Source organism: Saccharopolyspora hirsuta, from assembly GCF_008630535.1.
Classification (GTDB): Bacteria; Actinomycetota; Actinomycetes; order Mycobacteriales; family Pseudonocardiaceae; genus Saccharopolyspora; species Saccharopolyspora hirsuta.
The window spans coordinates 320,334-342,367 of sequence record NZ_VWPH01000006.1; the positions used below are offsets into that span (position 1 = coordinate 320,334).

Genomic DNA, 22,034 nt, shown 5'->3' on the forward strand with positions numbered 1-22,034 from the left:
ATGCCTGCCCTTCCGTCTCGGGGAGTCCGATCACGCATCCCGGGTCGGGGTTCCGGGTGCCGGTCGGGGAACCGGCCGAAGGTTGTCCTTCGTGATCAGACCGTGACAACGGACCGGGGGACAGTAACCAAGCTGATCCCCTAGGGGCAAATCCCCGTCCGTGACGCGTCGGGCACGGACCGTGTTCGAATGTGCCGCCCGAGGCACGATTGTCAGACCTCCGCGGATACTCGGAGTGGTCGTCGCGCAGTGGAGCTGCCTGCGGGTTCGTGATCGGCGAGCGGCGGCCCGATCGGTGCACGCCTTGCCGCCGGGTGCCTCGATTCAGTCACCCCGCCGTGATGATTCGTGACATAAGTCACACCGCAAGAGCGGCTTGATGGGGATCGCCAATGCTCCGTTCGGGCGGTCACCTCGGGGATGCCCCGGAGGGGGCCGAGTCGGTGCCGGTGGGCGACCTCGGGGTTGCTAGCGTCAGCGCGGTGACTGCGCGGCCCGACCTCACGTCCGGCGGTTCTTCGGCTCCGGCCACGAATCCGCAGCCAGTGCCCCCGCAACTGCGCGCTGCGATGGCGGTGTCCATCGTCGGCGCGGTGCTCATCGGCCTCGGCCCCCTGATCGGCCTCGTCGCCCCCGGTGCCGCTGCCGCTTTCCTCTCCTGGCCGCTGCTGCTGGTCCTCGCGCTGCTCCCCGCCGGGATCGCCTTCGCCGCCCTCCGCCTCGGGCACCCGGTCACCGCAGCGGCGGTGCTGGTCGGACCGGCGGTCCTGGCACCCGGGCGGCTCGTCCTCGACGCGCAGTTCCTCGCCGATCCCGGACTGGCTGCGCGCCCGGAACTGCTCAAGCTGGCCAGCCTCGACGTCTTCTCCCCGTCGATCGGCGTCTGGCTGCTGCTCGCCGGGCACGTGGCGGCGATCGCGGCCGGGTTCCTGGCGGTGCGCGGCGTCGGGCCGAGCGATGAAGCATCCGGCGGGCACCGCCAAGGCCTGCTCGCGCTGGTCCTGTGCGCCAGCGTGCTCGCGGCGGTCGGTGTCCTGATGGCGCCGTTCGCCTCCGACGACCCGTACCTGCTGCCGAAGCCCGCCCTCGACGCTCCGCTGGTGGTGCTGATCGGCAGCGTGCTGCTCGCCGTCGGCGTGCCCACCGCCGCCGGTTACCTGGCCGGATCCGTCGACCAGGACTTCGCTCGCGGCGGGCTGCTCGGTCTGGCCGCCGCCCTGGCCGGAGTGGTCGTCCCGCCGCTGGTCGCCGCCGGGGTGCTGGTCGAGATCAGCTTCTCGTGGGGTCCCCTGCTCGGGCTGATCGCGGTGTTCGCGCTGGTGGCGCTGGCGATGCCCGCCGGGCGCGCCCGATCCGGCGAGGTGGACGAGGACCTGCGCCTGCCCGCGCTGAACAGGCTGCTCACCGTCTCGGCGGTGCTGGCGCTGGTCGCCGGAGCGCTGACCGTGCTGGCCGCGATCGCGCCGCAGGTGGAGATGCCGTACGGCCTGCGCGACCCCTCGTCCTACCCGGCGCGGATGCTGTGGCCGTCCGGGATCGTGCTGCTCCTGGTCGGCGTCGGCCTGCTGCTGCCGCGCCTCGCGCTCCGGGTTCGCCCGCTGCTGCCGGTGGTGTGGGTCCTGGTCCCGCTGGCCGCGACGGGCGTGCTGGATGCGGTGTTCACCGCAGTGCAGGCCGCTGGTGCGGACGCCCGGATCGGCGCGTGGTCGGCCGGGGTGGCGGTGCTGTTCGCCGCCGCGGCCGCGATCATCGCCGCGGTGGCCGGTGCGGTGGAGCGCGACGAGGTGGACCTCACCGAGATCGCGATGCGCCGCCCGGTGCTGATCCCGGCGCTGGTCTCGCTGGTCCTGGGCGCCGCCGCCTTCAGCCTTCCGGTGGTGACCGCGCCCGACTACACCGCGCCCGGCGTGTTCACCGAGTTCGGCACGACCTCGTGGGGCCTGCTGGTGGCGCTGGCCGCCGTGGTGGCCGCGGCCGTTCTGGCGCCGATGTGCCGACCGCCGCGAGCTGCCGCGCTGCTCTGCGGGGCCGCCGTGGTCGTCGCAGTCCGGGCGCTCGAGTACCCGCTGACCGCGGGTCGCCTGCCGGATTCCGCTCCCGGGACGGGCCTGTGGTTCGGCGTCGCCGCGGTGCTGGTGCTGCTCGCTTCCGCTGCGGCTGCCGCCCGGACCAAAGCGGCCTGAGAGCCCGCTCGGCGGCAGTTCCGCTCCGCAGATCAACGGGCGCTGAGGCGATCGGCTGAACGCGACGGCATCTGCGGGCGGCCGGATCACCCGAATCGACGCCTTGCCCACGTCGAAAGCCTGGTCGAGAATCTGACCCACACCGTCACGGTGCGCTGTTCCGTTCGTCACCACGAACGGCCACGACCGGCCTGCCGAACAGGCGAATCGCCGCGCCGGACGGTCCGACCAGGCGTGATGGCCCACCTCAGGTGAGGCAGTTCACCGGACGCGCCGCCCCATGCTTCGTCGCAGGTCGATATCGTCACCCGAGTCCGACACCGACGTCGCAGGAGAGTCGAGTGGACCTGTACGAGTACCAGGCGAAGGAGCTCTTCGCCTCCCACGGCGTGCCGACGCTGCCCGGCACCGTGGTGACCGAACCCCAAGGGGCCAAGGCAGCCGCTGCAGAACTGGGCGGGCCCGTCGTAATCAAGGCGCAGGTGAAGACCGGGGGTCGAGGCAAGGCCGGTGGCGTGAAGCTGGCCGAGACCCCGGAGGAGGCCGAGACCAAGGCCGAGGCGATCCTCGGGTTGGACATCAAGGGCCACGTCACCCGCAAGGTGCTGGTCACCACCGCCTCCGACATCGCCGACGAGTACTACTTCTCGTTCCTCCTCGACCGCGCCAACCGCAACTTCCTCGCGATGGCCTCCGTCGAGGGCGGCATGGAGATCGAAGAGGTCGCCGCCACCAAGCCGGAGGCGCTGGCCAAGGTCGCGATCGACCCGATCCAGGGCGTGGACAAGGCCAAGGCGCAGGAGATCGTCGCCGCCGCCAAGTTCCCGGCCGAGGTCGCCGACCAGGTCGCCGACGTGATCGTTCAGCTCTGGGAGACCTTCGTCGCCGAGGACGCCACGCTCGTCGAGGTGAACCCGCTGGTCAAGGACCCGCAGGGCAAGATCATCGCGCTGGACGGCAAGGTCACCCTGGACGAGAACGCCGCGTTCCGCCAGGCCAAGCAGGCCGAGCTGGTCGACAAGGACGCCGAGAACCCGCTCGAGGCCAAGGCCAAGGAGAAGGGCCTCAACTACGTCAAGCTGGACGGCGAGGTCGGCATCATCGGCAACGGTGCCGGGCTGGTCATGTCCACCCTGGACGTGGTCGCCTACGCCGGGGAGAAGCACAACGGCGTCAAGCCGGCGAACTTCCTGGACATCGGTGGCGGCGCGTCCGCCGAGGTGATGGCGGCCGGTCTGGACGTCATCCTCGGCGACCCCGCGGTGAAGTCGGTGTTCGTCAACGTCTTCGGCGGCATCACCGCCTGCGACGCGGTCGCCAACGGCATCGTGCAGGCGCTGAAGATCCTGGGCGACGAGGCCACCAAGCCGCTGGTCGTCCGCCTCGACGGCAACAACGTCGAAGAGGGCCGCCGCATCCTGGCCGAGGCCAACCACCCGGTCGTGACGATGGTGGACACCATGGACGGCGCGGCTGACAAGGCCGCCGAGCTGGCTGCGGGGGCATGAGGCACCATGGCTATCTTCCTCAACGAGAACAGCAAGGTCATCGTCCAGGGCATCACCGGCTCTGAGGGGACCAAGCACACCGCGCGGATGCTGCGCGCGGGCACCAACATCGTCGGCGGCGTCAACGCCCGCAAGGCCGGGCAGACCGTCGAGATCGAGGGCAAGCAGCTGACCGTCTTCGGCACCGTCAAGGAGGCCATGGAGGCGACCGGCGCCGACGTGTCGGTGGTCTTCGTGCCGCCGAAGTTCGCCAAGGACGCGGTGATCGAGGCGATCGACGCCGAGATCGGCCTGGCCGTGGTCATCACCGAGGGCATCCCGGTGCACGACTCCGCCTACTTCTGGGCGCACGCCAACGCCACCGGCAACAAGACCCGGATCATCGGGCCGAACTGCCCCGGCATCATCTCGCCCGGCAAGTCCAACGCCGGCATCATCCCGGCCGACATCACCGGCCCGGGCAAGATCGGTCTGGTGTCCAAGTCGGGCACCCTGACCTACCAGATGATGTACGAGCTGCGGGACATCGGTTTCTCCAGCTGCGTCGGCATCGGTGGCGACCCGATCATCGGCACCACCCACATCGACGCGCTCCAGGCGTTCCAGGACGACCCGGAGACCGAGGCCATCGTCATGATCGGTGAGATCGGTGGCGACGCCGAGGAGCGGGCGGCCGACTACATCAAGGCCAACATCACCAAGCCGGTGGTGGGCTACGTGGCCGGTTTCACCGCCCCGGAGGGCAAGACCATGGGCCACGCGGGCGCCATCGTCTCCGGCTCGTCCGGCACCGCCGCGGCGAAGAAGGAGGCCCTGGAGGCCGCCGGCGTCAAGGTCGGCAAGACGCCGAGCGAGACCGCCAAGCTGATGCGCGAGATCATCAAGGGCTGAGCCCGATCTCCATCGGTCGCGTCGGGGCCGGGCACCTGCGGGTGTCCGGCCCCGACGGCTGTCACGGCCCGGTGGGCCGCTTCCCGGAGCGGCCCAGCTCAGGTGCCACCGCCGTCCGGCACACCGGGGTCGGTTGATCGGATACCGTCGGTCTGGCCCGTCCTCGTTCCCCCGAATGTCCATTGAGGAGTGTCCCCAGCCATGTCCGCCCCATATCCCCCGTCGCGGAAGTCCAGCTCGGCCGGTGCCGCACTCGGCTTGAAGGAGATCTTGGCGCTGGTGGCGGCCGGGGCCGGTCTCGTCGGTTACCTGATCGGCTTCTTCAGCGAGATCGCCGGGGTGCTCCTCGGCAGCCTCGCCGGTTTCTCCTTCATCACCGCTGCGGCGCTCGCGGGCCTGCGGTTCGTGCCGAAGACGCCGAACGCGCTGTTCGCCGCTGCGCCGCTGTCCGCGTACGCGACCCTCGCGCTGCTGCAGGACCTCGTCGGCGGCAGCTCCGGCGGCATCGTCGTGGTGCTCCTGCTGCTGGCCATCGCGCAGCTCGGCGGCGTGGTCGGCATCCTGCTGATCGACGGCGGGATCATCAACCCGCCCGAGCCCTCCGGCTCGTCCTCGTCCTCCGGCCAGGGCGGTCAGCCCGCCCCGTTCCAGCCCGGCCCGCAGGGCGGCCCCGGCAAGCCCGGCGGCCCCGGCGGGTGGACCCCCTCCGCTCCGCCCGCGCAGCCCGGGCAGTTCGCACCGGCGAGCGGCGGCTGGAGCCCGGCCACCGGTGGCCAGCCCCAGCAGCCGGGCGGGTGGAACCCGTCCTCGGGCGGTTCCCCGGCCCCGAACCAGGGCGGCCCGGCCGGTCAGCAGGGCAGTCCCTCCGGCCCGGGTGGCTCGCCGAACCAGGGGACGTCCGGTCAGGGCGGCCCGGCTGGTCAGTCCGGCCAGTCCGGCCAGGGCAGCGGACCGCAGGGCACCCAGCAGATGCCGCACCCCGGGCTCAACCCGCCGGGGTTCTGATCCCGGAACCCCGCTTGCGCGGGCGGCTGCCAGCCGCCCGCGTTTTCTTTGGCCCTCCTCGTGCTTCAGTCGAACCCGGGCCCGCGAGCGAGCTGGGCCGGAGCGGAAGCCGGTTGGTCGCGCAGGGCGCACGAAACATCCAAAGTGGACGTTCGTTGTCGCCCGATGGGTGGAGGCGGCGGCGTGTTGTGACCCGTTCGGCGGAATCGCGGTGCGACATTCGGCAGCGTGTCCGTGCTCGAGTCGATCCCCCACGCCATCGCCGACGGCCCCCACGAGCGCAGGCTCGGCCTCCGCTGGTGGCTGCTCATCGGCGCGACCTGCACCGTCCTGCTCCTCGGCTACCTGGTGTCGGCCGGGCTGATCGCCCTGGTGACGGCCACGGCCACCAGCGCCGAGTTCAACCCGGTCGTGGTGCTGCTGGCCGCGCTCCCCGGCTGGCTCGCCCTGCACCAGTCCGCGCTGACGATCACGGGCGCACCGATGAGCGTGCTGCCGCTGCTCCCGACCGCGGCCGTGATGCTGATGATCGCGGCCGCCTCGGCCTGGGTGGCCCGGCGCTCCAGGCTGCGGCGACCGGACCAGGCCTGGCCGGTCATCGCGACGATGGGGCTGGTGCACGCCTTCGCGGGCGCGGCCATCGCCCTCGTGCTGGCCGGACCGTTCCGCGCCGTTCCGGTCGATGCCTTCCTGAGCTGCGGCTTGACCGCCACCGCCGCCTCGGCGGCAGGCGTGGCGAACCGCTGCGGACTGATCTACCTCGTCTGGGAACGGGTCGAGGCCGAGGTGTGGTCGGGTCTGCGCATCGGCCTGCTCGCGCTCGCCGCGGTGGTCGCCGGTGGTGGCGTGGTGCTGCTGGTCGGGATCTGCGCATCGGCGCCGGAGATGGTCGCTTCGATGTCGCGGTTCGACGGTGCAGGTGACGCGATCGGCACCTCCCTCCTGTCCCTCCTGTACTTGCCGAACGGTGTGCTGGCGGGCTGGGCCTTCGCCGCCGGTACCGGCCTCTCGCTGGGCGAGCTGACGGTCCAGCCCCTGCACATCGCGCCAGGCCCCGGGCCGGTGCCCGACCTGCCGCTGCTCGCGGTCCTGCCGTCGCAGGCAGGGGTGAGCTGGTCGGTCGTGGCGCTCGCGCTGCCGCTCGCCGTCGGTGTGCTGGTCGGTCTCGCCTGCCGCCGGGTCCAGGGCAGCGCGACCCGCCGACTGCTGTCGGTCGGTGTGGCGGCCTGCACCGCGGCGCTGGGCACGCTGGTCCTCGCTTACGTGGCCGGTGGCGATCTCGGCGGTGGCGCGTTCAGCCCGGTCACGCTGCGGCCGCTCGCGCTGGCCGCGGCGACGATGTGCTGGATCGCCGTCCCGGCAGCTGCCGTGACCTGGTTCGCGGGCCCGGTCGTCTTCGAAGACCCCGAGCCCGCGCCGGGCGCCGCCGAGAGCACCGATGCCGCCGCCCAGGCCGCCGACGCGCCGGAAGCCGACTCCGCCCCGCCGGACGCCGAAGCGAGCGAGGACCCCGCCGAGGACTCCCCGGACGAAGCCGACAGCACCGAGCAGTCCACCTCGGATGGGGAGGCGGAACCGGCGGAGGATGCGCTCGACCCGGAGGAGGCCGAACCGGCGATCCCGCACGCGCGCGAACCCCTCGCCCCGAGCTCGACCAGGACCGCGCGGTCCGAGATCGACCCCAGCGAGTTCGACGGTGACGTCGACGAGTCCTGGGCCCCCGACGACGAGTCCCGGGGCACGGCCGGGACCAGGAACGGCAACGAGGCCCGGAGCGACTAGCGCTCGACCGCTCCCCGCCGGGGATCCGGACGCATCGGGCAGCTGGCCCGGCGGGCGGCTCCGCCCGTGGTGAGGGCTGCGCCACTCGCCCGGCCCCTGGCCGCGTCCACCCCGCGATCAGCGCTTACGCTCTGGGAGAGATCGTGCCCAGGCATGTCAGGAGCGAACGCTGAACCCGAGTACGACCGACCAGTCGGACGCCACCGCGTCGCCCACCCGGTTCACCACCGCCGATCCGGCGCGCGTGGTCGTGCTGGTGTCCGGCTCCGGCACCCTGCTGCAGGCCCTGCTCGACGCGACCAGCTCGCCCGACTACCCCGTGCAGGTGGTCGCGGTCGGCGCGGATCGGGACGGCATCGAAGGACTGGCCCGGGCCGAGCGCGCGGGGGTGCCGACCTTCGTCCGCCGGGTCAAGGACCACCCGAGCCGGGACGACTGGGACCGCGCGCTGACCGAGGCCTGCGCCGAGCACGAGCCGGACCTGGTGGTCTCCGCCGGGTTCATGAAGCTCGTCGGTGCGGACTTCCTGGCGCGCTTCGACGGCCGGTACCTCAACAGCCACCCGGCCCTGCTGCCCTCGTTCCCCGGCATGCACGGCGTGCGCGATGCGCTGGAGTACGGGGTGCGGGTCACCGGCTGCACGTTGTTCGTGGTCGACGCGGGCGTGGACACCGGGCCGATCCTCGCGCAGGAGGCGGTCGAGGTGCGGCCCGACGACGACGAGGCGAGCTTGCACGAGCGGATCAAGGCCGTCGAGCGGCGGTTGCTCGTCGACACCCTGGAACAGCTGGCGTTGCACGGTTGGACCGTGCAGGGACGGAAGGTGAGTATCCCGTGACCGCGAACTCGCAGGAGCGGCGCGCTGTTCGCCGCGCGCTGATCGGCGTGTCGGACAAGTCGGGGCTGCTGGAGCTGGCCACCGGGCTGCACGCCGCCGGCGTGGAGATCGTGTCCACCGGCGGCACCGCCCGCACCATCGCGGCCGCGGGCGTGCCGGTGACCCCGGTCGAGGAGCTCACCGGTTTCCCGGAGGCGCTCGACGGCCGGGTCAAGACGCTGCACCCGCGGGTGCACGCGGGTCTGCTCGCCGACCTGCGCCGCCCGGAGCACGCCGACCAGCTGCGCGACCTGGACATCGCCCCGTTCGACCTGCTGGTGGTGAACCTGTACCCGTTCGTGCAGACGGTGGCCTCGGGCGCCGCTCCGGACGAGGTGATCGAGCAGATCGACATCGGCGGCCCGGCGATGGTGCGCGCCTCCGCCAAGAACCACGCGAACGTCGCGGTCGTCGTCGACCCGAGCCGCTACGAGTGGGTCCTCGAGCAGGTCCGCGAGGGCGGCTTCACGCTGGCCGACCGGGTCGAGCTGGCGGCCGCCGCGTTCCGGCACACCGCCTCCTACGACGTCGCGGTGGCGTCCTGGATGAGCAAGGTGCCGACCGGGGACGACTCGGTGTTCCCCGGCTGGATCGGCGAGACCTGGGAGCGCCGCTCCGCGCTGCGCTACGGCGAGAACCCGCACCAGCCCGCCGCGCTGTACGTCTCCGGCGGTGAGGCGACCGGTCTCGCGGCCGCGGCCCAGCTGCACGGCAAGGAGATGTCCTACAACAACTACGTCGACGCCGACGCGGCCTGGCGCGCGGCGCACGACCACAGCGAGCCGTGCGTGGCGATCATCAAGCACGCCAACCCGTGCGGCATCGCGGTGGCCGAGGACATCGCCGTGGCGCACCGCAAGGCGCACGAGTGCGACCCGGTCAGCGCCTACGGCGGCGTCATCGCGACGAACCGAGAGGTCACGGTGGCGATGGCCGAGCAGGTCGCCGAGATCTTCACCGAGGTCATCGTGGCGCCCGGCTACGCCGACGGCGCGGTGGACGTGCTGAGCAAGAAGAAGAACATCCGGATCCTGACCGCGCAGCCGCCCAAGAGCGGCCGGGTCGAGATGCGGGCGATCTCCGGCGGCATGCTGGTCCAGGGCTCCGACGCGATCGACGCCGAGGGCGACGACCCGGCCAACTGGACGCTGGCCGCAGGCTCCCCGGTGGACGACGCGACCCTGGCAGACCTGAAGTTCGCCTGGCGCGCCTGCCGCGCGGTGAAGTCCAACGCGATCCTGCTGGCCGACGACGGGGCCACGGTCGGCGTGGGCATGGGCCAGGTGAACCGGGTCGACTCGGCGCGCCTGGCGGTGTCCAGGGCGGGTGACCGGGCCAAGGGTTCGGTGGCCGCGTCCGACGCGTTCTTCCCGTTCGCCGACGGTCCGCAGGTGCTGCTGGACGCCGGGGTGCGCGCCATCGTGCAGCCCGGCGGTTCGGTCCGGGACGCCGACACCATCGCGGCGGCGGAGGCGGCCGGTGTGCCGCTCTACTTCACCGGGACGCGCCACTTCGCGCACTGACCCGGGAGCACTCCGAGCGGTGCGGGCGGCCTCGGCCGTCCGCACCGCTTGCTTTTCCGGGGCGGAGCGTCCGGCGAGGTGCTGGTGGAGCTGGTTCGTGCGCATGGGAAACCTCCGTGCTGGGTGGGGAAGAACGTGCGTCGCGCAGCGCTGCCTCCGCTGTCCGGGGCCGGATCATCAGGGCGTCGGAAACCCGGGTCTCGCGGTGCCCGGCGGGGCTGTGCCGGAGCCGTTGCTGAGGTGGTCCGGACGGGCCCGGGAGCGCGGTCGCTGATCAAGTTGTAGCGGCTGTTTCCGGTTGGCTCAGCCGAATTTCGGGAGATCGAACAAATGTTCACCCAATCTGGCTACGGGCCTTGACGAGGGGGTGCCGGGCGGGGTTTACTTGTCTTGTTCGAACTGAGGTTCGAGTTGGAGCAGTCGGTGTCGGGGTCGACTGGTCCGTCGGATCCGGCGCTGCGTTCGGGTGCAGGCGCAGTGCTGGTTCCACCGCTGTCTTCCCCACAGCGGCTTGGTGGGTGCCCGCGCCGGGGTCGGGCACCCACGTGCACGATGTGGGGAGGCAGCGATGTCCGCGATGGCGTCTTCGACGGCGCCGGGCGCGTCCGCGGTTTACGGGGTGTCCGCGGGTGTGCCGGTGGTCGAAGCGGGTGGCGTTCCCGGAGCGGGCCGGGTGCTGCCCACGCGGACGGAACTCGCCGCCGTGCTGCCATGGCCAGGTTTGCGCCGTGGCAGCACGGTGGCGGTGCACGGATCTGTCTCGCTGCTCTTCGCGCTGCTCGCCGAGGCGACCGCCAACGGCTCGTGGGCCGCGGTGGTGGGGTTGTCCGGGATCAGCCTGGTCGCTGCGGCGGAAGCCGGTGTGGAGCTGGCCAGGCTCGCGGTGGTTCCGCGGCCGGGCGGTGACCCGGCCGGGGTGGTCGCCGCGCTGCTCGACGGCGTGGACCTGGTCGCCGTCGGTGGCACTCGGAACATCGCGGACTCGGACGCCCGGCGGCTGTCTGCGCGGGCGCGCAACCGGGGTTCGGTGCTGCTGCCGTTCGGCCCGTGGGCGGGTGCCGAGGTGCAGCTGCGCTGCGCTGACGCCAGCTGGCGCGGACTCGGGCAGGGCCATGGCTACCTGCGGGAACGCGCTGTCACGGTGCACGCAGGCGGACGCGGTGCGGCGTCCCGCCCGCGTTCGTGCCGACTCCTGCTCCCGGCGCGCGACGGCGCTGTCGGTGTTCCAGCGGGCGAACCCGCGGAGATCGCGCGGCCCCGGCTGCGCTCGGTGGTGGGGTGCTAGCGATGCCGCCTCGTCGACTCGTCGTGTGGTGCCCGGACTGGCCGGTGGTCGCCGCGGCTCGGGCGGCCGAACTCGGTCCGCTGGTGCCCACCGCGGTGTTCGCGGCCAACCGGGTGGTGGCCTGCTCCGCGACGGCCCGGGACAGCGGGGTGCGGCGCGGCATGCGCCGCCGCGAAGCGCAGAGCCGCTGCCCGGACCTGGTGGTCTGCGAGCACGATCCGGACCGGGATGCGCGGTTGTTCGAGCCGGTCGTGGCCGCGATCGAGGACATGATGCCGGGAGTGGAGATCATCCGCCCGGGGCTGGTGGCCGTCCCGGCGCGGGGTCCGGCGCGCTACTTCGGGTCCGAGGAGGGCGCCGCCGAGCGGGTCATCGACAAGATCGACGCGCAGGTCGGGGTCGAGTGCCAGGTGGGCATCGCGGACGGGCTGTTCGCGGCGGTCCTGGCCGCTCGGCGCGGCCAGCTGGTCGCGCCCGGGTTGAGTCCGGAGTTCCTCGCGCCGCTGGCCGTCGACGAGATCGACCAGCTCGCCGACCGGCTCAGCGGTCGGCAGGCGGCGGGCCGGGCGGAGCTGGTGGACCTGTTGCGCCGCTTGGGGATTCGCACGCTGGGCCAGTTCGCCGCGCTGGATCCGGCGGACGTCGCGACGAGGTTCGGGCGGTCCGCGCTGGCGATGCACCGCGCGGCCGCCGGGCGGGAGGAGCGGCCGGTGCTCCGGCGCCAGCCACCGCCGGACCTGGTGGTGTCCGAGCAGCTCGACCCACCGGTGGACCGGGTGGACCGGGCGGCTTTCGCGGCCAAGGCGCTGGCGGACCTGCTGCACGCCAGGCTCGGCGAGCTCGGTCTGGCGTGCACCCGCCTGGGGATTTCGGCGCGCACCGAGCACGGCGAGGAGCTCGACCGGGTGTGGCGGTGCGCGGAGCCGCTGACCCCGGCGGCCACCGCGGACCGGGTTCGGTGGCAGCTCGACGGTTGGCTGAACGGACGCAGCGGGTCGTCGCGCCCGACGGCCGGGGTGAGCGTGCTGAGCCTCCGCCCGGAGGAGGTCGTCGGAGCGGGCGGGCTGCAGCTCGACCTGCTCAGCGCCGCGACCGGTGAGGCGGACGCCCGCGCCGGCCGCGCGTTCGCCCGGGTGCAGGGCATGCTCGGGCCGGAGGCGGTGCTGACCGGGATCCTCGACGGCGGCCGGGACCTGCGCGATCGGGTGCGGTTCGTGCCCTGGGGCGACGAGCGCCGCCCGGCGCTGGCGCCGGACCGCCCGTGGCCGGGGCGGATCCCGGCCCCGTCGCCGTCGGTGGTTCCGGATTCGCCGTGGCCTGCGGAAGTGCTCGATGCCGAGGGGCGGTCGGTGGGGATCACCGACCGGGACCGGCTCACCGCCGCGCCGCACCGCGTCGAGGTGGCGGGCGGGCGGTCCCGCGCGGTGTCGCGCTGGGCCGGGCCGTGGCCGGTGACCGAGCGCTGGTGGGTGGAGCTGCTGGCCGTCGCCGCCGGGCAGACGGCACCGGCGACGCAGGTGCCGCCGCGGTCGTCGGTGCGGATCCAGGTGGTGCTCGAAGCGGACTCCGGGCCGGGAGCGCCGGAGGCCGAGCTCGACCCCGGCGAGGTGGCCCTGCTGCTGGTGCACGAGCAGGGGCGTTGGTGGGTGCAGGGGGCCTACCGATAGGCACGAACACTCGTTCGAGTGGTTTGCCGGTTTTTCGGTGGCATGGTCGTTTCGAACTGGAGTTCACTGGTTGTCATGAGTTGGTTCAACCCTCCCCAGACCTGGTCGGAATTGGAGACCGCGCTTTCCGGCCGGCCCCTGTCCGCCGATGGGCGAGGGGCCCGCGACGAGCGGCACCCCGGCGACGGGGGCGACGGTCCGGAGTGGACTCGGCAGGGCGCCGAGCGCCGGTCCGACGTCACGCCCGAGGTGCCGTCGGTGCCGTACGCGGAGCTGCACGCGCACTCCAACTTCAGCTTCCTGGACGGGGCGAGCCACCCGGAGGAGCTGGTGGCGGAGGCGGCGCGGCTGGGTCTGGAGGCGATCGCGCTCACCGACCACGACGGGCTGTACGGGGTGGTGCGCTTCGCCGAGGCCGCCGCCGAGCACGGGGTGCGCACGGTGTTCGGTGCGGAGCTGAGCCTGGGGCTCAGCGCGCCGCAGAACGGGGTGGCCGACCCGGAAGGTCGGCACCTGCTGGTGCTGGCCCGGGACCCCGTCGGCTACGCGAGCCTGTGCCGGGCGATCAGCGAGGCGCAGTTGGCCGGGGAGGAGAAGGGGCGCCCCGTCTACGAGCTGGAGAAGCTCGCCGCCGCCGCTGCGGGGCGTTGGCAGGTGCTCACCGGCTGCTGGAAGGGGACGGTGCCAGCCGCGCTCGCGGCGGGCGGGTTCGACGCCGCGGCAGCGGAGTTGGACAGGTTGGTCGCGCTGTTCGGCGCGGACCACGTCGCGGTGGAGCTCACCGACCACGGACTGCCCGAGGACTCCGAGCGCAACGATGCGCTGGCCGAGCTGGCCGCCCGCGCCGGTGTGCCCACGGTGGCCAGCACCGGGGCGCACCTCGCCCGGCCGCAGCAGGCCAGGCTGGCCGGTGTGGTCGCCGCGATCCGGGCCCGCCGCAGCCTGGACGAGATGGACGGCTGGCTGCCCGCCTGGGCGGGCAACTACCTGCGTTCCGGTGCCGAGATGGCGGAGTTGTTCGCGCGCTACCCGGGAGCCGTGCAGCGAGCCGCCGAACTCGGCAAGGAGTGCGCCTTCGACCTGGATCTGGTGGCGCCGCAGCTGCCGCCGTTCCCCGTGCCGGAGGGGCGGACCGAGGCGAGCTGGCTGCGCGAGCTGACCTACCGGGGCGCGCTGCAGCGGTACGGCCTGCCGCAGCAGAACCCCGAGGCCTACCGGCAGATCGAGCACGAGCTGGCGGTGATCGAGCAGCTGGAGTTCCCCGGCTACTTCCTGATCGTGCAGGACATCGTGGAGTTCTGCCGCAACCACGGGATCCTGTGCCAGGGCAGGGGATCGGCGGCGAACTCGGCGGTGTGCTTCGCGCTGCGGATCACCAACGCGGACCCGGTCCGCTACCAGCTGCTCTTCGAGCGGTTCCTGGCCCCGGAGCGGGACGGTCCGCCGGACATCGACCTGGACATCGAGTCGGACCGCCGGGAGGAGGTGATCCAGTACGTCTACCGCAAGTACGGCCGGATGCACGCCGCCCAGGTGGCGAACGTGATCAGCTACCGGCCGCGCTCCGCGGTGCGCGACGTCGCCCGCGCCCTCGGCTACTCGCCCGGGCAGCAGGACGCCTGGAGCAAGGAGATCGAGCACTGGGGACCGCTGCCGGAGGACTCCGAGATCCCCGGCCCGGTGCGGGAGCTGGCCGGGGAGCTGATGGGGTTCCCGCGGCACCTGGGCATCCACTCCGGCGGGATGGTGATCTGCCACCAGCCGGTCAGCGAGGTCTGCCCCGTGGAGTGGGCGCGGATGCCCGGCCGCACGGTCCTGCAGTGGGACAAGGACGACTGCGCGGAGGCCGGTCTGGTCAAGTTCGACCTGCTGGGGCTGGGCATGCTCTCGGCGCTGCGCTACGCCACCGAGATGGTCCGCGAGCACCACGGGGTGGAGGTCGACCTCGGCGAGCTGGACCTGGCCGACGACGCGGTCTACGAGATGCTGCGCCGGGCCGACGCGGTCGGGGTGTTCCAGGTGGAGAGCCGGGCGCAGCTGGCCACGCTGCCGCGGCTGAAGCCCCGGGAGTTCTACGACCTGGTGGTCGAGGTGGCGCTGATCCGGCCGGGGCCGATCCAGGGCGGCTCGGTGCACCCCTACATCCGCCGCCGCAACGGCGAGGAGGAGTGGGATTTCGAGCACGAGCTGATGGCCGGGGCGCTGGCGAAGACCTACGGGGTCCCGCTGTTCCAGGAACAGCTGATGCAGCTGGCGGTGGACGTGGCAGGGTTCTCCCCGGCGGAGGCCGACCAGCTGCGGCGGGCGATGGGGGCCAAGCGGTCCGAGGAGCGGATGGCCCGGCTCAAGGGGCGGTTGTTCGAGGGGATGGCGGCCAATGGCATCTCCGGCGAGCTGGCCGAGCAGATCTACCGGCGGATGCTGGCCTTCGCCAACTACGGCTTCCCGGAGAGCCACGCGTTGAGCTTCGCGCTGCTGGTGTTCGCCAGCGCGTGGTTCAAGCACTACTACCCGGCGGCTTTCTGCGCCGCCCTGCTCAAGGCGCAGCCGATGGGGTTCTACTCGCCGCAGTCGCTGGTCGCGGACGCCCGGCGGCACGGTGTGCGGGTGCGCGGACCGGACGTCAACGCGAGCCGGGTGAAGGCAGACCTGGAGCCCGATGCCGCCAGCGAGGGGCGGCAGGCGGTGCGGCTCGGGTTGGCTTCGGTGCGCGGGCTGGGCGACGGTGCCGAGAAGCTGGTCGCCGAGCGGGCGGCGAACGGCCCGTACACCGGCATGGCCGATGTGGCTCGGCGCGCGGAGTTGACCGCGGCGCAGATGGAGGCGTTGGCGACGGCCGGAGCGTTCGGTTGCTTCGGGCTGTCCCGGCGCGAGGCGCTGTGGAACGCCGCAGCTGCGGCCGGTGATCGTTCGGACCGGTTGCCGGGGACCACGGCCTCGGCGGCGGCTCCGGCCCTGCCGGGCATGGACGGCGTCGACGTGGCTGCGGCGGATGTCTGGGCCACCGGGGTTTCCCCGGACAGCTTCCCGCTGCAGTTCGTGCGGTCCAAGTTGGACTCGATCGGTGCGCTGCCGGCGGAACGTCTGTCCGAAGTGGAGCACGGGACCAGGGTGCTGGTCGGTGGTGCGGTGACGCACCGGCAGCGACCGGCCACCGCGGGCGGGATCACGTTCCTGAACCTGGAGGACGAGACGGGCATGGTCAACGTCATGTGCTCGCCGGGTTTGTGGGCGAAGTACCGCAAAGTCGGGCGCTCCAGCGCGGCACTGCTGGTGCGCGGAATCGTGGAGCGAGCGGAGGGGGTGATCAATCTCAGAGCTGACCGGCTGCAGAAGTTGGAGGTACGCATCCCCTCGACCTCTCGCGACTTCCACTAGCTGGTTGGTTCCGCACTCGTTTCGCGCAGCGGTGCGGGTTGCGGAATCAGCCGTCTGGCAGCCAACCCGATTCGGCGTCGATCGGCCCGACCGGCAGCGGATGAACACCACTCCCTCCCAGGGTGTTGCTTCCGGCCATCGTTCGGGCGGTCCAGGAACGCCGGGGTCCGGGCGCGGTGAACCCACCGGCGCCGCGCTCGGGCCCACCCGAGGACCGTTCTCGGTCTTGATCGCCGTCCTAACCGGGGCGCAGCCGCTCAGCACGGGGGCCTCGACGTAGAGCTCGCGTTGGCGAGCAGCTCCGGCGCTGCCCTGCGATCAGGCAGCCGCTGAGCTACCCGCCACGGCGAGTCCGGTTGCCGGTGCTCAGGCGTGCTCGCCGTGGTTCCGCGTGCTCGCGCCGTTGAACCGATTGCCCAGTTTCCGCAGGTGTTCCGCTAGTTCAGGAGGTGATTCGACTTCGAAGTCGACATCGAGCATGCCCACCACGAGCGCGACGAGGTCGTAGGAGTCCGAGGCGAGTTCCACGCGGCACGTGCTCTCGTCCACCGGCGTCACGATGCCGTCGATCCGGCCGTCGATGTCCGCTGCGGGTGCGTGCACGAGCAGCTGCGAACGCAGCGGCCACATCGCGAAGCCCATCGTTCTGCGCAGGTAGGCCGCGACGTCGCCGTCCGGAGGTTCGCGGTGCGCGAAGCGCGGGCCGTTGGGGGTGCGCAGCGTCATCCGGTCCACCCGGAAGGTGCGCCAGGAGGTTCGCTCGACGTCCCAGCCGACCAGGTACCACTTCCGCCCCCAGCAGATGAGGCGGTGCGGTTCGACGTTGCGCCGCGACGCGACGCCGTGGTGGTCGAGGTAGTCGAACCGCAGCGTTTCCGCGGCGCGGATGGCGGTTGAGATCGCGGTGAGCGCCGTCGCCCGCACGCCCGGCTCGGTGCCGGGCGACATGGTGACGACCGCGTTCTTCAACGTGGTGACCCGGTGGCGCAGCCTGGACGGCAGGACCTGTTCGAGCTTGCTCAGGGCCCGCAGCGAGGCTTCCTCGGCCCCGGCGACGTGACCGGCCGCCGCGGTGTGCAGGCCGACCGCGACGGCGACCGCTTCGTCGTCGTCGAGCAGGAGCGGCGGCAGCGAGGCGCCGGGCCCGAGCCGGTAGCCGCCGTTCGGGCCGATCGTGGTGTGCACCGGGTAGCCGAGGTCGCGCAGCCGCTCGACGTCGCGCCGCACGGTCCGGGTGGTGACCTCGAGGCGTTCGGCCAGTTCCGTACCTGACCAGTCGCGGCCCATCTGCAGCAGCGACAGCATCCGGAGCAGGCGGGCGGGTGTTGCCAGCATTCGTCCACCCTGGCAGAGGAGCAGGACCGGAGCTGTCCTGCTCCGGCGGGAGGCTGCGCGCATGAGCACAGCAGAACCGTTCCGGATCGAGGTTCCGCCGGAGGCCCTGGACGACCTGCGGGAGCGGCTGGCCCGCACCCGCTGGCCCGGTGAGATTCCCGGGGTCGGCTGGTCGTACGGCGTGCAGCAGGACTACCTGGCCGAGCTGGTCGAGTACTGGCGCGCGGACTACGACTGGCGTCGGCACGAGGCCCGCCTCAACTCGTTCCCGCAGTTCACCACGGTGATCGACGATCAGCGGGTGCACTTCCTGCACGTCCGCTCCCCGGAGCCGGACGCGATACCGCTGATCATCACGCACGGTTGGCCGAGCACGGTCCACGACTTCGTCGACGTCATCGGGCCGCTGACCGATCCGCGTGCGCACGGCGGCGACCCGGCGGACGCCTTCCACGTGGTCGCGCCGTCGCTGCCCGGGTTCGCCTTCTCCGGGCCGACCACGCGGCCGGGCTGGGGCGTGAACCGGATCGCGCGTGCCTGGGCCGAGCTGATGCATCGCCTCGGGTACGAGCGGTACGGGGCGCAGGGCGGCGACTTCGGCAGCATCGTGTCGCCGGAGCTCGGCCGGGTCGCGCCGGGAAACGTCCTCGGCGTGCACGTGAACGCGCTGGTGAACGCTTCGGTGGCGAGCGATCCCGCCGACCTGGCGAGGTTGTCGGCGGCGGAGCGCGAACGAGCCGTGCGGAACCAGGAGCTCTGGTACGAGCACTCCGGTTATGCGGTCCAGATGTCCACCCGGCCGCAGACGTTGGCCTACGCGCTCAACGATTCGCCGACCGGTCAGCTGGCGTGGAACCTGGAGTCGTTCGTCGACTGGGATCCCGCGCGCACCGAGCAGACCCCGATCGACCGGGACGCGATCCTGACCGACGTCACGATCTTCTGGTTGACCGGAACGGCGGGTTCGGCGGCCCGGCTCTACCTGGAGTCCGCCGACGGGTGGGGCCGACGTCCCGAGCGCACCGCGGTCCCGACCGGCGTGGCGAACTTCGCCGGGGACGGGGCGATCCGCGGTCTGGCGGAGCTCTCCCACGAGATCACCCGCTGGACCAGCTTCCGCACGGGCGGGCACTTCGCCTCGCTGCAGGCCCCAGATCTGCTGGTGGACGACATCCGGGCCTTCTTCAGAACCGTGCGCTAGCGGAGAACCCGGATGCTGCGGCTGAACGGGAATTCCGTTCAGCGGTGCCGGTCGACTCGGTGGCGGCGTTGATGTCGTCCAGCGAGGCCAGCAGGTCGGCCACCGCTGCGTCGAGCCGTTCGCGCTCCCGGTTCAGGTCCGGCAGCCTGCCAAAACCAGGCCGGGGCCAAGGACCTGCGTGGAGCGGGGAGTTCACGCCGATCAGGCTCGGCACATGGCGGCGATCGCGGAACAGGCGATCGCCGCTGGCCGCGGGGGCGAGGACTACCTCGCCGTGTTCGAGAACGATCAGGCGAGGCCGCAGCGGCGGATCGCCAGCAGGGCGTAGGTGCGGGCCGCCTGCTCCAGCTCGGCGATCGGGACGTGTTCGTCGTGGGCGTGCGCGTAGCGGATGTCGCCCGGGCCGTACTGGAGCGTCGGGATGCCAGCGCCCGCGTAGAGCCGCAGGTCGGTGCCGTACGGCGCGCCCAGCGCCACCGGTCGGGGCCCGCCCGCCGCGACGACGGCGTCCTCGGTGTCGGGCAGCAACCGGTGGCCTTCGGGCAGCCGACCGCTGGCGAAGATCCCGCCGGGCCAGCTGACCTGGACCGGGTGCTCCGCCAGCCAGGGATCTGCAGCGCAGGCCTCCGCGATGGCGGCGGTGAACTCGGCCTTGGCGTCCTCGATCGACTCGCCGATCCGGACGCCGTAGCGGCCTTCGGCGATGGCCAGGTCCGGCACCGTGCTGGCCCAGTCGCCGACCCGCGCCATGCCGACGGACAGCGGGTACGGCACCTCCAGGTGCGCAACGAGCGGGTCGGGATCGGCGTTGCGGCGGGATTCCAGCTCGCGGAGCGCGGGCAGCAGGTGGGCGAGCTTGTCCAGCGCGTTCACGCCCCGGTAGCGGGTGGAGCCGTGCGTGCTCTGACCAGCGATTTCGAGCCGGAACGTGAGCGAGCCGCCGTTGGCGGCCACGATCGTGCCCGAGCTCGGCTCGGCCAGCACGCACGCCGCTCCGCGGTGTCCGCGCCGCAGGGTGGCGAACGCGCCGAGCCCGCCGTCCTCCTCACCGACGACGGTGTGCACGGCCACCGGTCGGGCGAGCTCGACCCCGGCGGTGCGCAGGGCCTGGAGCGCGCCGAAGATCGCGGCCAGCCCGCCCTTCATGTCGCAGGTGCCCCGACCTGCGGCGATGCCGTCCTGGACGCGCAGGGCGTACGGGTCGCGGTCCGGCCAGCGGTCGAGGTCTCCGGGCGGGACGACGTCGCTGTGCCCGCAGAGCACCAGCGCGGGCTCCGGGCCGTCGCCGCGCACACCCACGCAGCCGTAGGCGATGTCGCGGTCGGCCTCCTGGCCGGGGAAGCCGTCCTGCTCGGCGAGTTCGCGCACGTCGATGCGCCAGTGGTCCACCCGGTGCCCGAGCGCGGCCAGCCGGTCGGCGCACCACTGCTGGGCGTCGTGCTCGCCGCTGGTACCGCCCACGCTGGGGATCGCGACGAGTTCGCGCAGGTCGTCCAGGATGCCGTCGGTGTCCACCGCGTCGAGGACGCGACGTTCGAGGTCGGAGGGGGTCTGACCGCTGTTCACGTGTCGAGTGTGTCGCATGCGTCCAACAGCCCGGGCCGCGCCCACTACCATCTCCGCGTGGCCGAAGGCGACAACACCGAGCGGGAATTCGAGATCGGCAAGGACGGGCTGGGCGGCATCGTCGTGGGCATGGACGGCAGCCCGGCGAGCTTCCACGCCGCGGCGTGGGCTGCTGGCCTGGCGCGGCGCGAGCGCGCCCGCCTCGTCCTGGTCTACGTCGAGGCGGTGGGCGGCGTCGCCTACTGGTCGCCGATGGGCGTCGCGGTCGCCAGCGAGGCGGCCGAGAGCCTGGTGGAGGAGTTGAAGAAGGAGGTCGTGTCGCACCTGAAGTGGGTGGACATCGACTGGGACTTCGTCCACCACCGCGGCGACCCGGCGGTGGGTCTGGAGCAGGTCGCCGAGCAGTACCGGGCGGACCTGATCGTGGTGGGCCGTTCCCGGCGGCGCGGCGGGCTGCTCGGCACGGTGCCCGCGACGTTGGTGGTCGAGGCGGTCCGGCCGGTCGTCGTGGTGCCGTGATCGCGTCGCTGCCCGGAGCACGTCCGGCTGATCGGGCGGGTGCGGGGCCTCGGCCTGTCGGGTGCTCGTGACACGCTGAGCGCATGACGAACGTGGTGGGTGAGGACTTCCAGGACGCGGTGCTGACGGATCAGGAGTGGGCGGGCCGCACGTTCGAGCACTGCGACTTCACCGACGCCGACCTGACCGGCCTGAGCACCCGGAACTGCGTGTTCACCGAATGCGTCTTCACCGGCACGGACCTCAACGCCTCGCGGCACGTCGCCACCGCGTTCCGGTCCTGCAAGTTCGAGCGCACCGTGTTCGGGAAGTCCACATTGGATGGATGCAGCCTGCTGGGGTCCAGCTTCGTGGACTGCCGCCTGCGCGCCTGGCAGCTGCGCGAGACGGACCTGACCCTGGTGGGCATGGGCCGAGCCGACCTGCGCGGCCTCGATCTGCGCGGAATCCGCTTCCGCGAAGCCAACTTGACCGAGTGCGACCTGCGCCGCTGCGACCTCCGCGAAGCGGACTTCACCGGCGCTCGCCTGCTCGGCGCCCGCCTGGCCGAAGCGGACCTCAGGGAAGCCCGGATCGACGCGGACGCCCTGGTCCAGGCGAGCCTCAAGGGTGCCCGAGTCGACACGATGCTCGCTCTCGCCTTCGCCGCAGCCCACGGCCTCAGCGTCGACTGAAACGCCGCCCCCGCGCTAAACCGCTCTCTCATCCGCAGGCGGAGCACCGCTTTTGTGCGAAGCCAGTCCGGAGACGACGCTCTGCGTCGGCCGCAGCGCCTTGCCGTGCCGATAGATATGGACAGGGAGCTCGGGACGTCCACGGGAGCGGCGCGGTCAAGTGCGATGTTCTGCGGCATCAACGTGTCGGTTTCGCGCGAAATCGCTGCACTACGGCTCCGAGCGCGGTTCAGCGACGACAGCCGGGATCTCCTCTCGAAAGATGCAGCCCGAGGAGTTGGGTGGGCAGTAGGTCGAGCGCGATGTCCTGCGGGGCCAACGTGCAGGTTTCGCGCGAAATCGCCGCGCTGCAGGACCCAAACGCGCCCTTCAGCAGCGACCGTTGGGGAAGGTGCAGTCCGGGGAGTTGGGCTCGTTCGACCATGGGAGCCGGGTGGTCGAGTTCGGTGTTCTGGGGTGCTGCAGCGCTTGAAATCGCCGCGTCTTCGCCGTAGCGGGCCATCGCGGACAGGACCTGGGAACCTGAAGGAGGCGCTGGCCGCCTTGCTGATCGACGTGGTTCCCCGGAAAACCAGATCAGGCAGGGGAGTTCCTGCGGTCGCACGGGACCGGTAGCCGCCTCCCAACCGGCTGCTGGTGT

At 72.3% G+C, this 22,034-nt stretch carries 15 protein-coding genes; 13 read left to right on the plus strand and 2 right to left on the minus strand.

Annotation, left to right across the window (positions count from 1 at the left end; all coding sequences use genetic code 11):
- The first annotated feature begins 482 nt into the window (after positions 1 to 482).
- From F1721_RS14825 to F1721_RS14870, 10 genes are all read left to right on the plus strand, one after another.
- Positions 483 to 2,183, plus strand: coding sequence for a hypothetical protein (locus F1721_RS14825; RefSeq protein ID WP_211840481.1), 1,701 nt, complete (start codon positions 483 to 485; stop codon positions 2,181 to 2,183).
- A 341-nt stretch (positions 2,184 to 2,524) separates the two neighbouring features.
- Positions 2,525 to 3,691, plus strand: coding sequence for an ADP-forming succinate--CoA ligase subunit beta (sucC, locus tag F1721_RS14830; RefSeq protein ID WP_150067236.1), 1,167 nt, complete (start codon positions 2,525 to 2,527; stop codon positions 3,689 to 3,691).
- Between the two features lie 6 nt (positions 3,692 to 3,697).
- A complete protein-coding gene (gene sucD / locus F1721_RS14835; RefSeq protein ID WP_150067237.1) occupies positions 3,698 to 4,582 on the plus strand; it encodes a succinate--CoA ligase subunit alpha in 885 nt (294 codons plus the stop codon).
- Positions 4,583 to 4,783: 201 nt separating this feature from the next.
- Positions 4,784 to 5,587: a DUF5336 domain-containing protein gene (locus tag F1721_RS14840; RefSeq protein WP_150067238.1), complete on the plus strand. Its 804-nt coding sequence runs from the start codon at positions 4,784 to 4,786 to the stop codon at positions 5,585 to 5,587.
- Positions 5,588 to 5,815: 228 nt separating this feature from the next.
- Complete coding sequence (locus tag F1721_RS14845; RefSeq protein ID WP_150067239.1) at positions 5,816 to 7,369, plus strand: cell division protein PerM; 1,554 nt, start codon at positions 5,816 to 5,818, stop codon at positions 7,367 to 7,369.
- A gap of 244 nt (positions 7,370 to 7,613) precedes the next feature.
- Positions 7,614 to 8,207, plus strand: coding sequence for a phosphoribosylglycinamide formyltransferase (gene purN, locus F1721_RS14850; protein ID WP_246154894.1), 594 nt, complete (start codon positions 7,614 to 7,616; stop codon positions 8,205 to 8,207).
- Positions 8,204 to 9,769 (plus strand): bifunctional phosphoribosylaminoimidazolecarboxamide formyltransferase/IMP cyclohydrolase, encoded by a 1,566-nt coding sequence (purH, locus tag F1721_RS14855; RefSeq protein WP_150067241.1) that lies wholly within the window; start codon positions 8,204 to 8,206, stop codon positions 9,767 to 9,769. Before purN ends, purH begins: the two co-directional genes overlap by 4 nt.
- Positions 9,770 to 10,337: 568 nt before the next feature.
- Positions 10,338 to 11,054 carry a hypothetical protein gene (locus F1721_RS14860; RefSeq protein ID WP_150067242.1) on the plus strand — a complete coding sequence of 239 codons (717 nt, stop codon included), beginning with the start codon at positions 10,338 to 10,340 and terminating at the stop codon, positions 11,052 to 11,054.
- A 2-nt stretch (positions 11,055 to 11,056) separates the two neighbouring features.
- A complete protein-coding gene (locus F1721_RS14865) occupies positions 11,057 to 12,721 on the plus strand; it encodes a DNA polymerase Y family protein (RefSeq protein ID WP_150067243.1) in 1,665 nt (554 codons plus the stop codon).
- 75 nt (positions 12,722 to 12,796) lie between these two features.
- Positions 12,797 to 16,099: an error-prone DNA polymerase gene (locus tag F1721_RS14870; protein WP_150067244.1), complete on the plus strand. Its 3,303-nt coding sequence runs from the start codon at positions 12,797 to 12,799 to the stop codon at positions 16,097 to 16,099.
- 366 nt (positions 16,100 to 16,465) lie between these two features.
- Here the strand turns inward: F1721_RS14870 and F1721_RS14875 are convergent, their stop codons facing one another.
- A complete protein-coding gene (locus F1721_RS14875) occupies positions 16,466 to 17,434 on the minus strand; it encodes a helix-turn-helix transcriptional regulator (RefSeq protein WP_150067245.1) in 969 nt (322 codons plus the stop codon).
- Positions 17,435 to 17,495: 61 nt separating this feature from the next.
- Here F1721_RS14875 and F1721_RS14880 point away from each other — a divergent pair, with 61 nt between their 5' ends.
- Positions 17,496 to 18,635 carry an epoxide hydrolase family protein gene (locus F1721_RS14880; protein WP_150067246.1) on the plus strand — a complete coding sequence of 380 codons (1,140 nt, stop codon included), beginning with the start codon at positions 17,496 to 17,498 and terminating at the stop codon, positions 18,633 to 18,635.
- 288 nt (positions 18,636 to 18,923) lie between these two features.
- Here the strand turns inward: F1721_RS14880 and F1721_RS14885 are convergent, their stop codons facing one another.
- Positions 18,924 to 20,201, minus strand: coding sequence for an ArgE/DapE family deacylase (locus F1721_RS14885; RefSeq protein WP_246154897.1), 1,278 nt, complete (start codon positions 20,199 to 20,201; stop codon positions 18,924 to 18,926).
- 57 nt (positions 20,202 to 20,258) lie between these two features.
- Between F1721_RS14885 and F1721_RS14890 the strand changes: the two genes are divergently transcribed.
- Together F1721_RS14890 and F1721_RS14895 are read left to right on the plus strand one after the other, a co-directional pair.
- On the plus strand, positions 20,259 to 20,720 hold the full coding sequence (locus F1721_RS14890) for a universal stress protein (protein ID WP_235863529.1): 462 nt from the start codon (positions 20,259 to 20,261) through the stop codon (positions 20,718 to 20,720).
- An 83-nt stretch (positions 20,721 to 20,803) separates the two neighbouring features.
- Complete coding sequence (locus tag F1721_RS14895) at positions 20,804 to 21,394, plus strand: pentapeptide repeat-containing protein (RefSeq protein WP_150067249.1); 591 nt, start codon at positions 20,804 to 20,806, stop codon at positions 21,392 to 21,394.
- Positions 21,395 to 22,034 lie beyond the last annotated feature (640 nt).

What these genes read in the sequence shown, in the direction of transcription:
- sucD (WP_150067237.1), top strand. Translation starts at nt 3,698, where the DNA reads ATGGCTATCTTCCTCAACGAGAACAGCAAGGTCATCGTCCAGGGCATC.
- F1721_RS14840 (WP_150067238.1), top strand. Translation starts at nt 4,784, where the DNA reads ATGTCCGCCCCATATCCCCCGTCGCGGAAGTCCAGCTCGGCCGGTGCC.
- F1721_RS14860 (WP_150067242.1), top strand. Translation starts at nt 10,338, where the DNA reads ATGTCCGCGATGGCGTCTTCGACGGCGCCGGGCGCGTCCGCGGTTTAC.
- F1721_RS14865 (WP_150067243.1), top strand. Translation starts at nt 11,057, where the DNA reads ATGCCGCCTCGTCGACTCGTCGTGTGGTGCCCGGACTGGCCGGTGGTC.
- F1721_RS14870 (WP_150067244.1), top strand. Translation starts at nt 12,797, where the DNA reads ATGAGTTGGTTCAACCCTCCCCAGACCTGGTCGGAATTGGAGACCGCG.
- F1721_RS14875 (WP_150067245.1), bottom strand. Translation starts at nt 17,434, where the DNA reads ATGCTGGCAACACCCGCCCGCCTGCTCCGGATGCTGTCGCTGCTGCAG.
- F1721_RS14880 (WP_150067246.1), top strand. Translation starts at nt 17,496, where the DNA reads ATGAGCACAGCAGAACCGTTCCGGATCGAGGTTCCGCCGGAGGCCCTG.
- F1721_RS14895 (WP_150067249.1), top strand. Translation starts at nt 20,804, where the DNA reads ATGACGAACGTGGTGGGTGAGGACTTCCAGGACGCGGTGCTGACGGAT.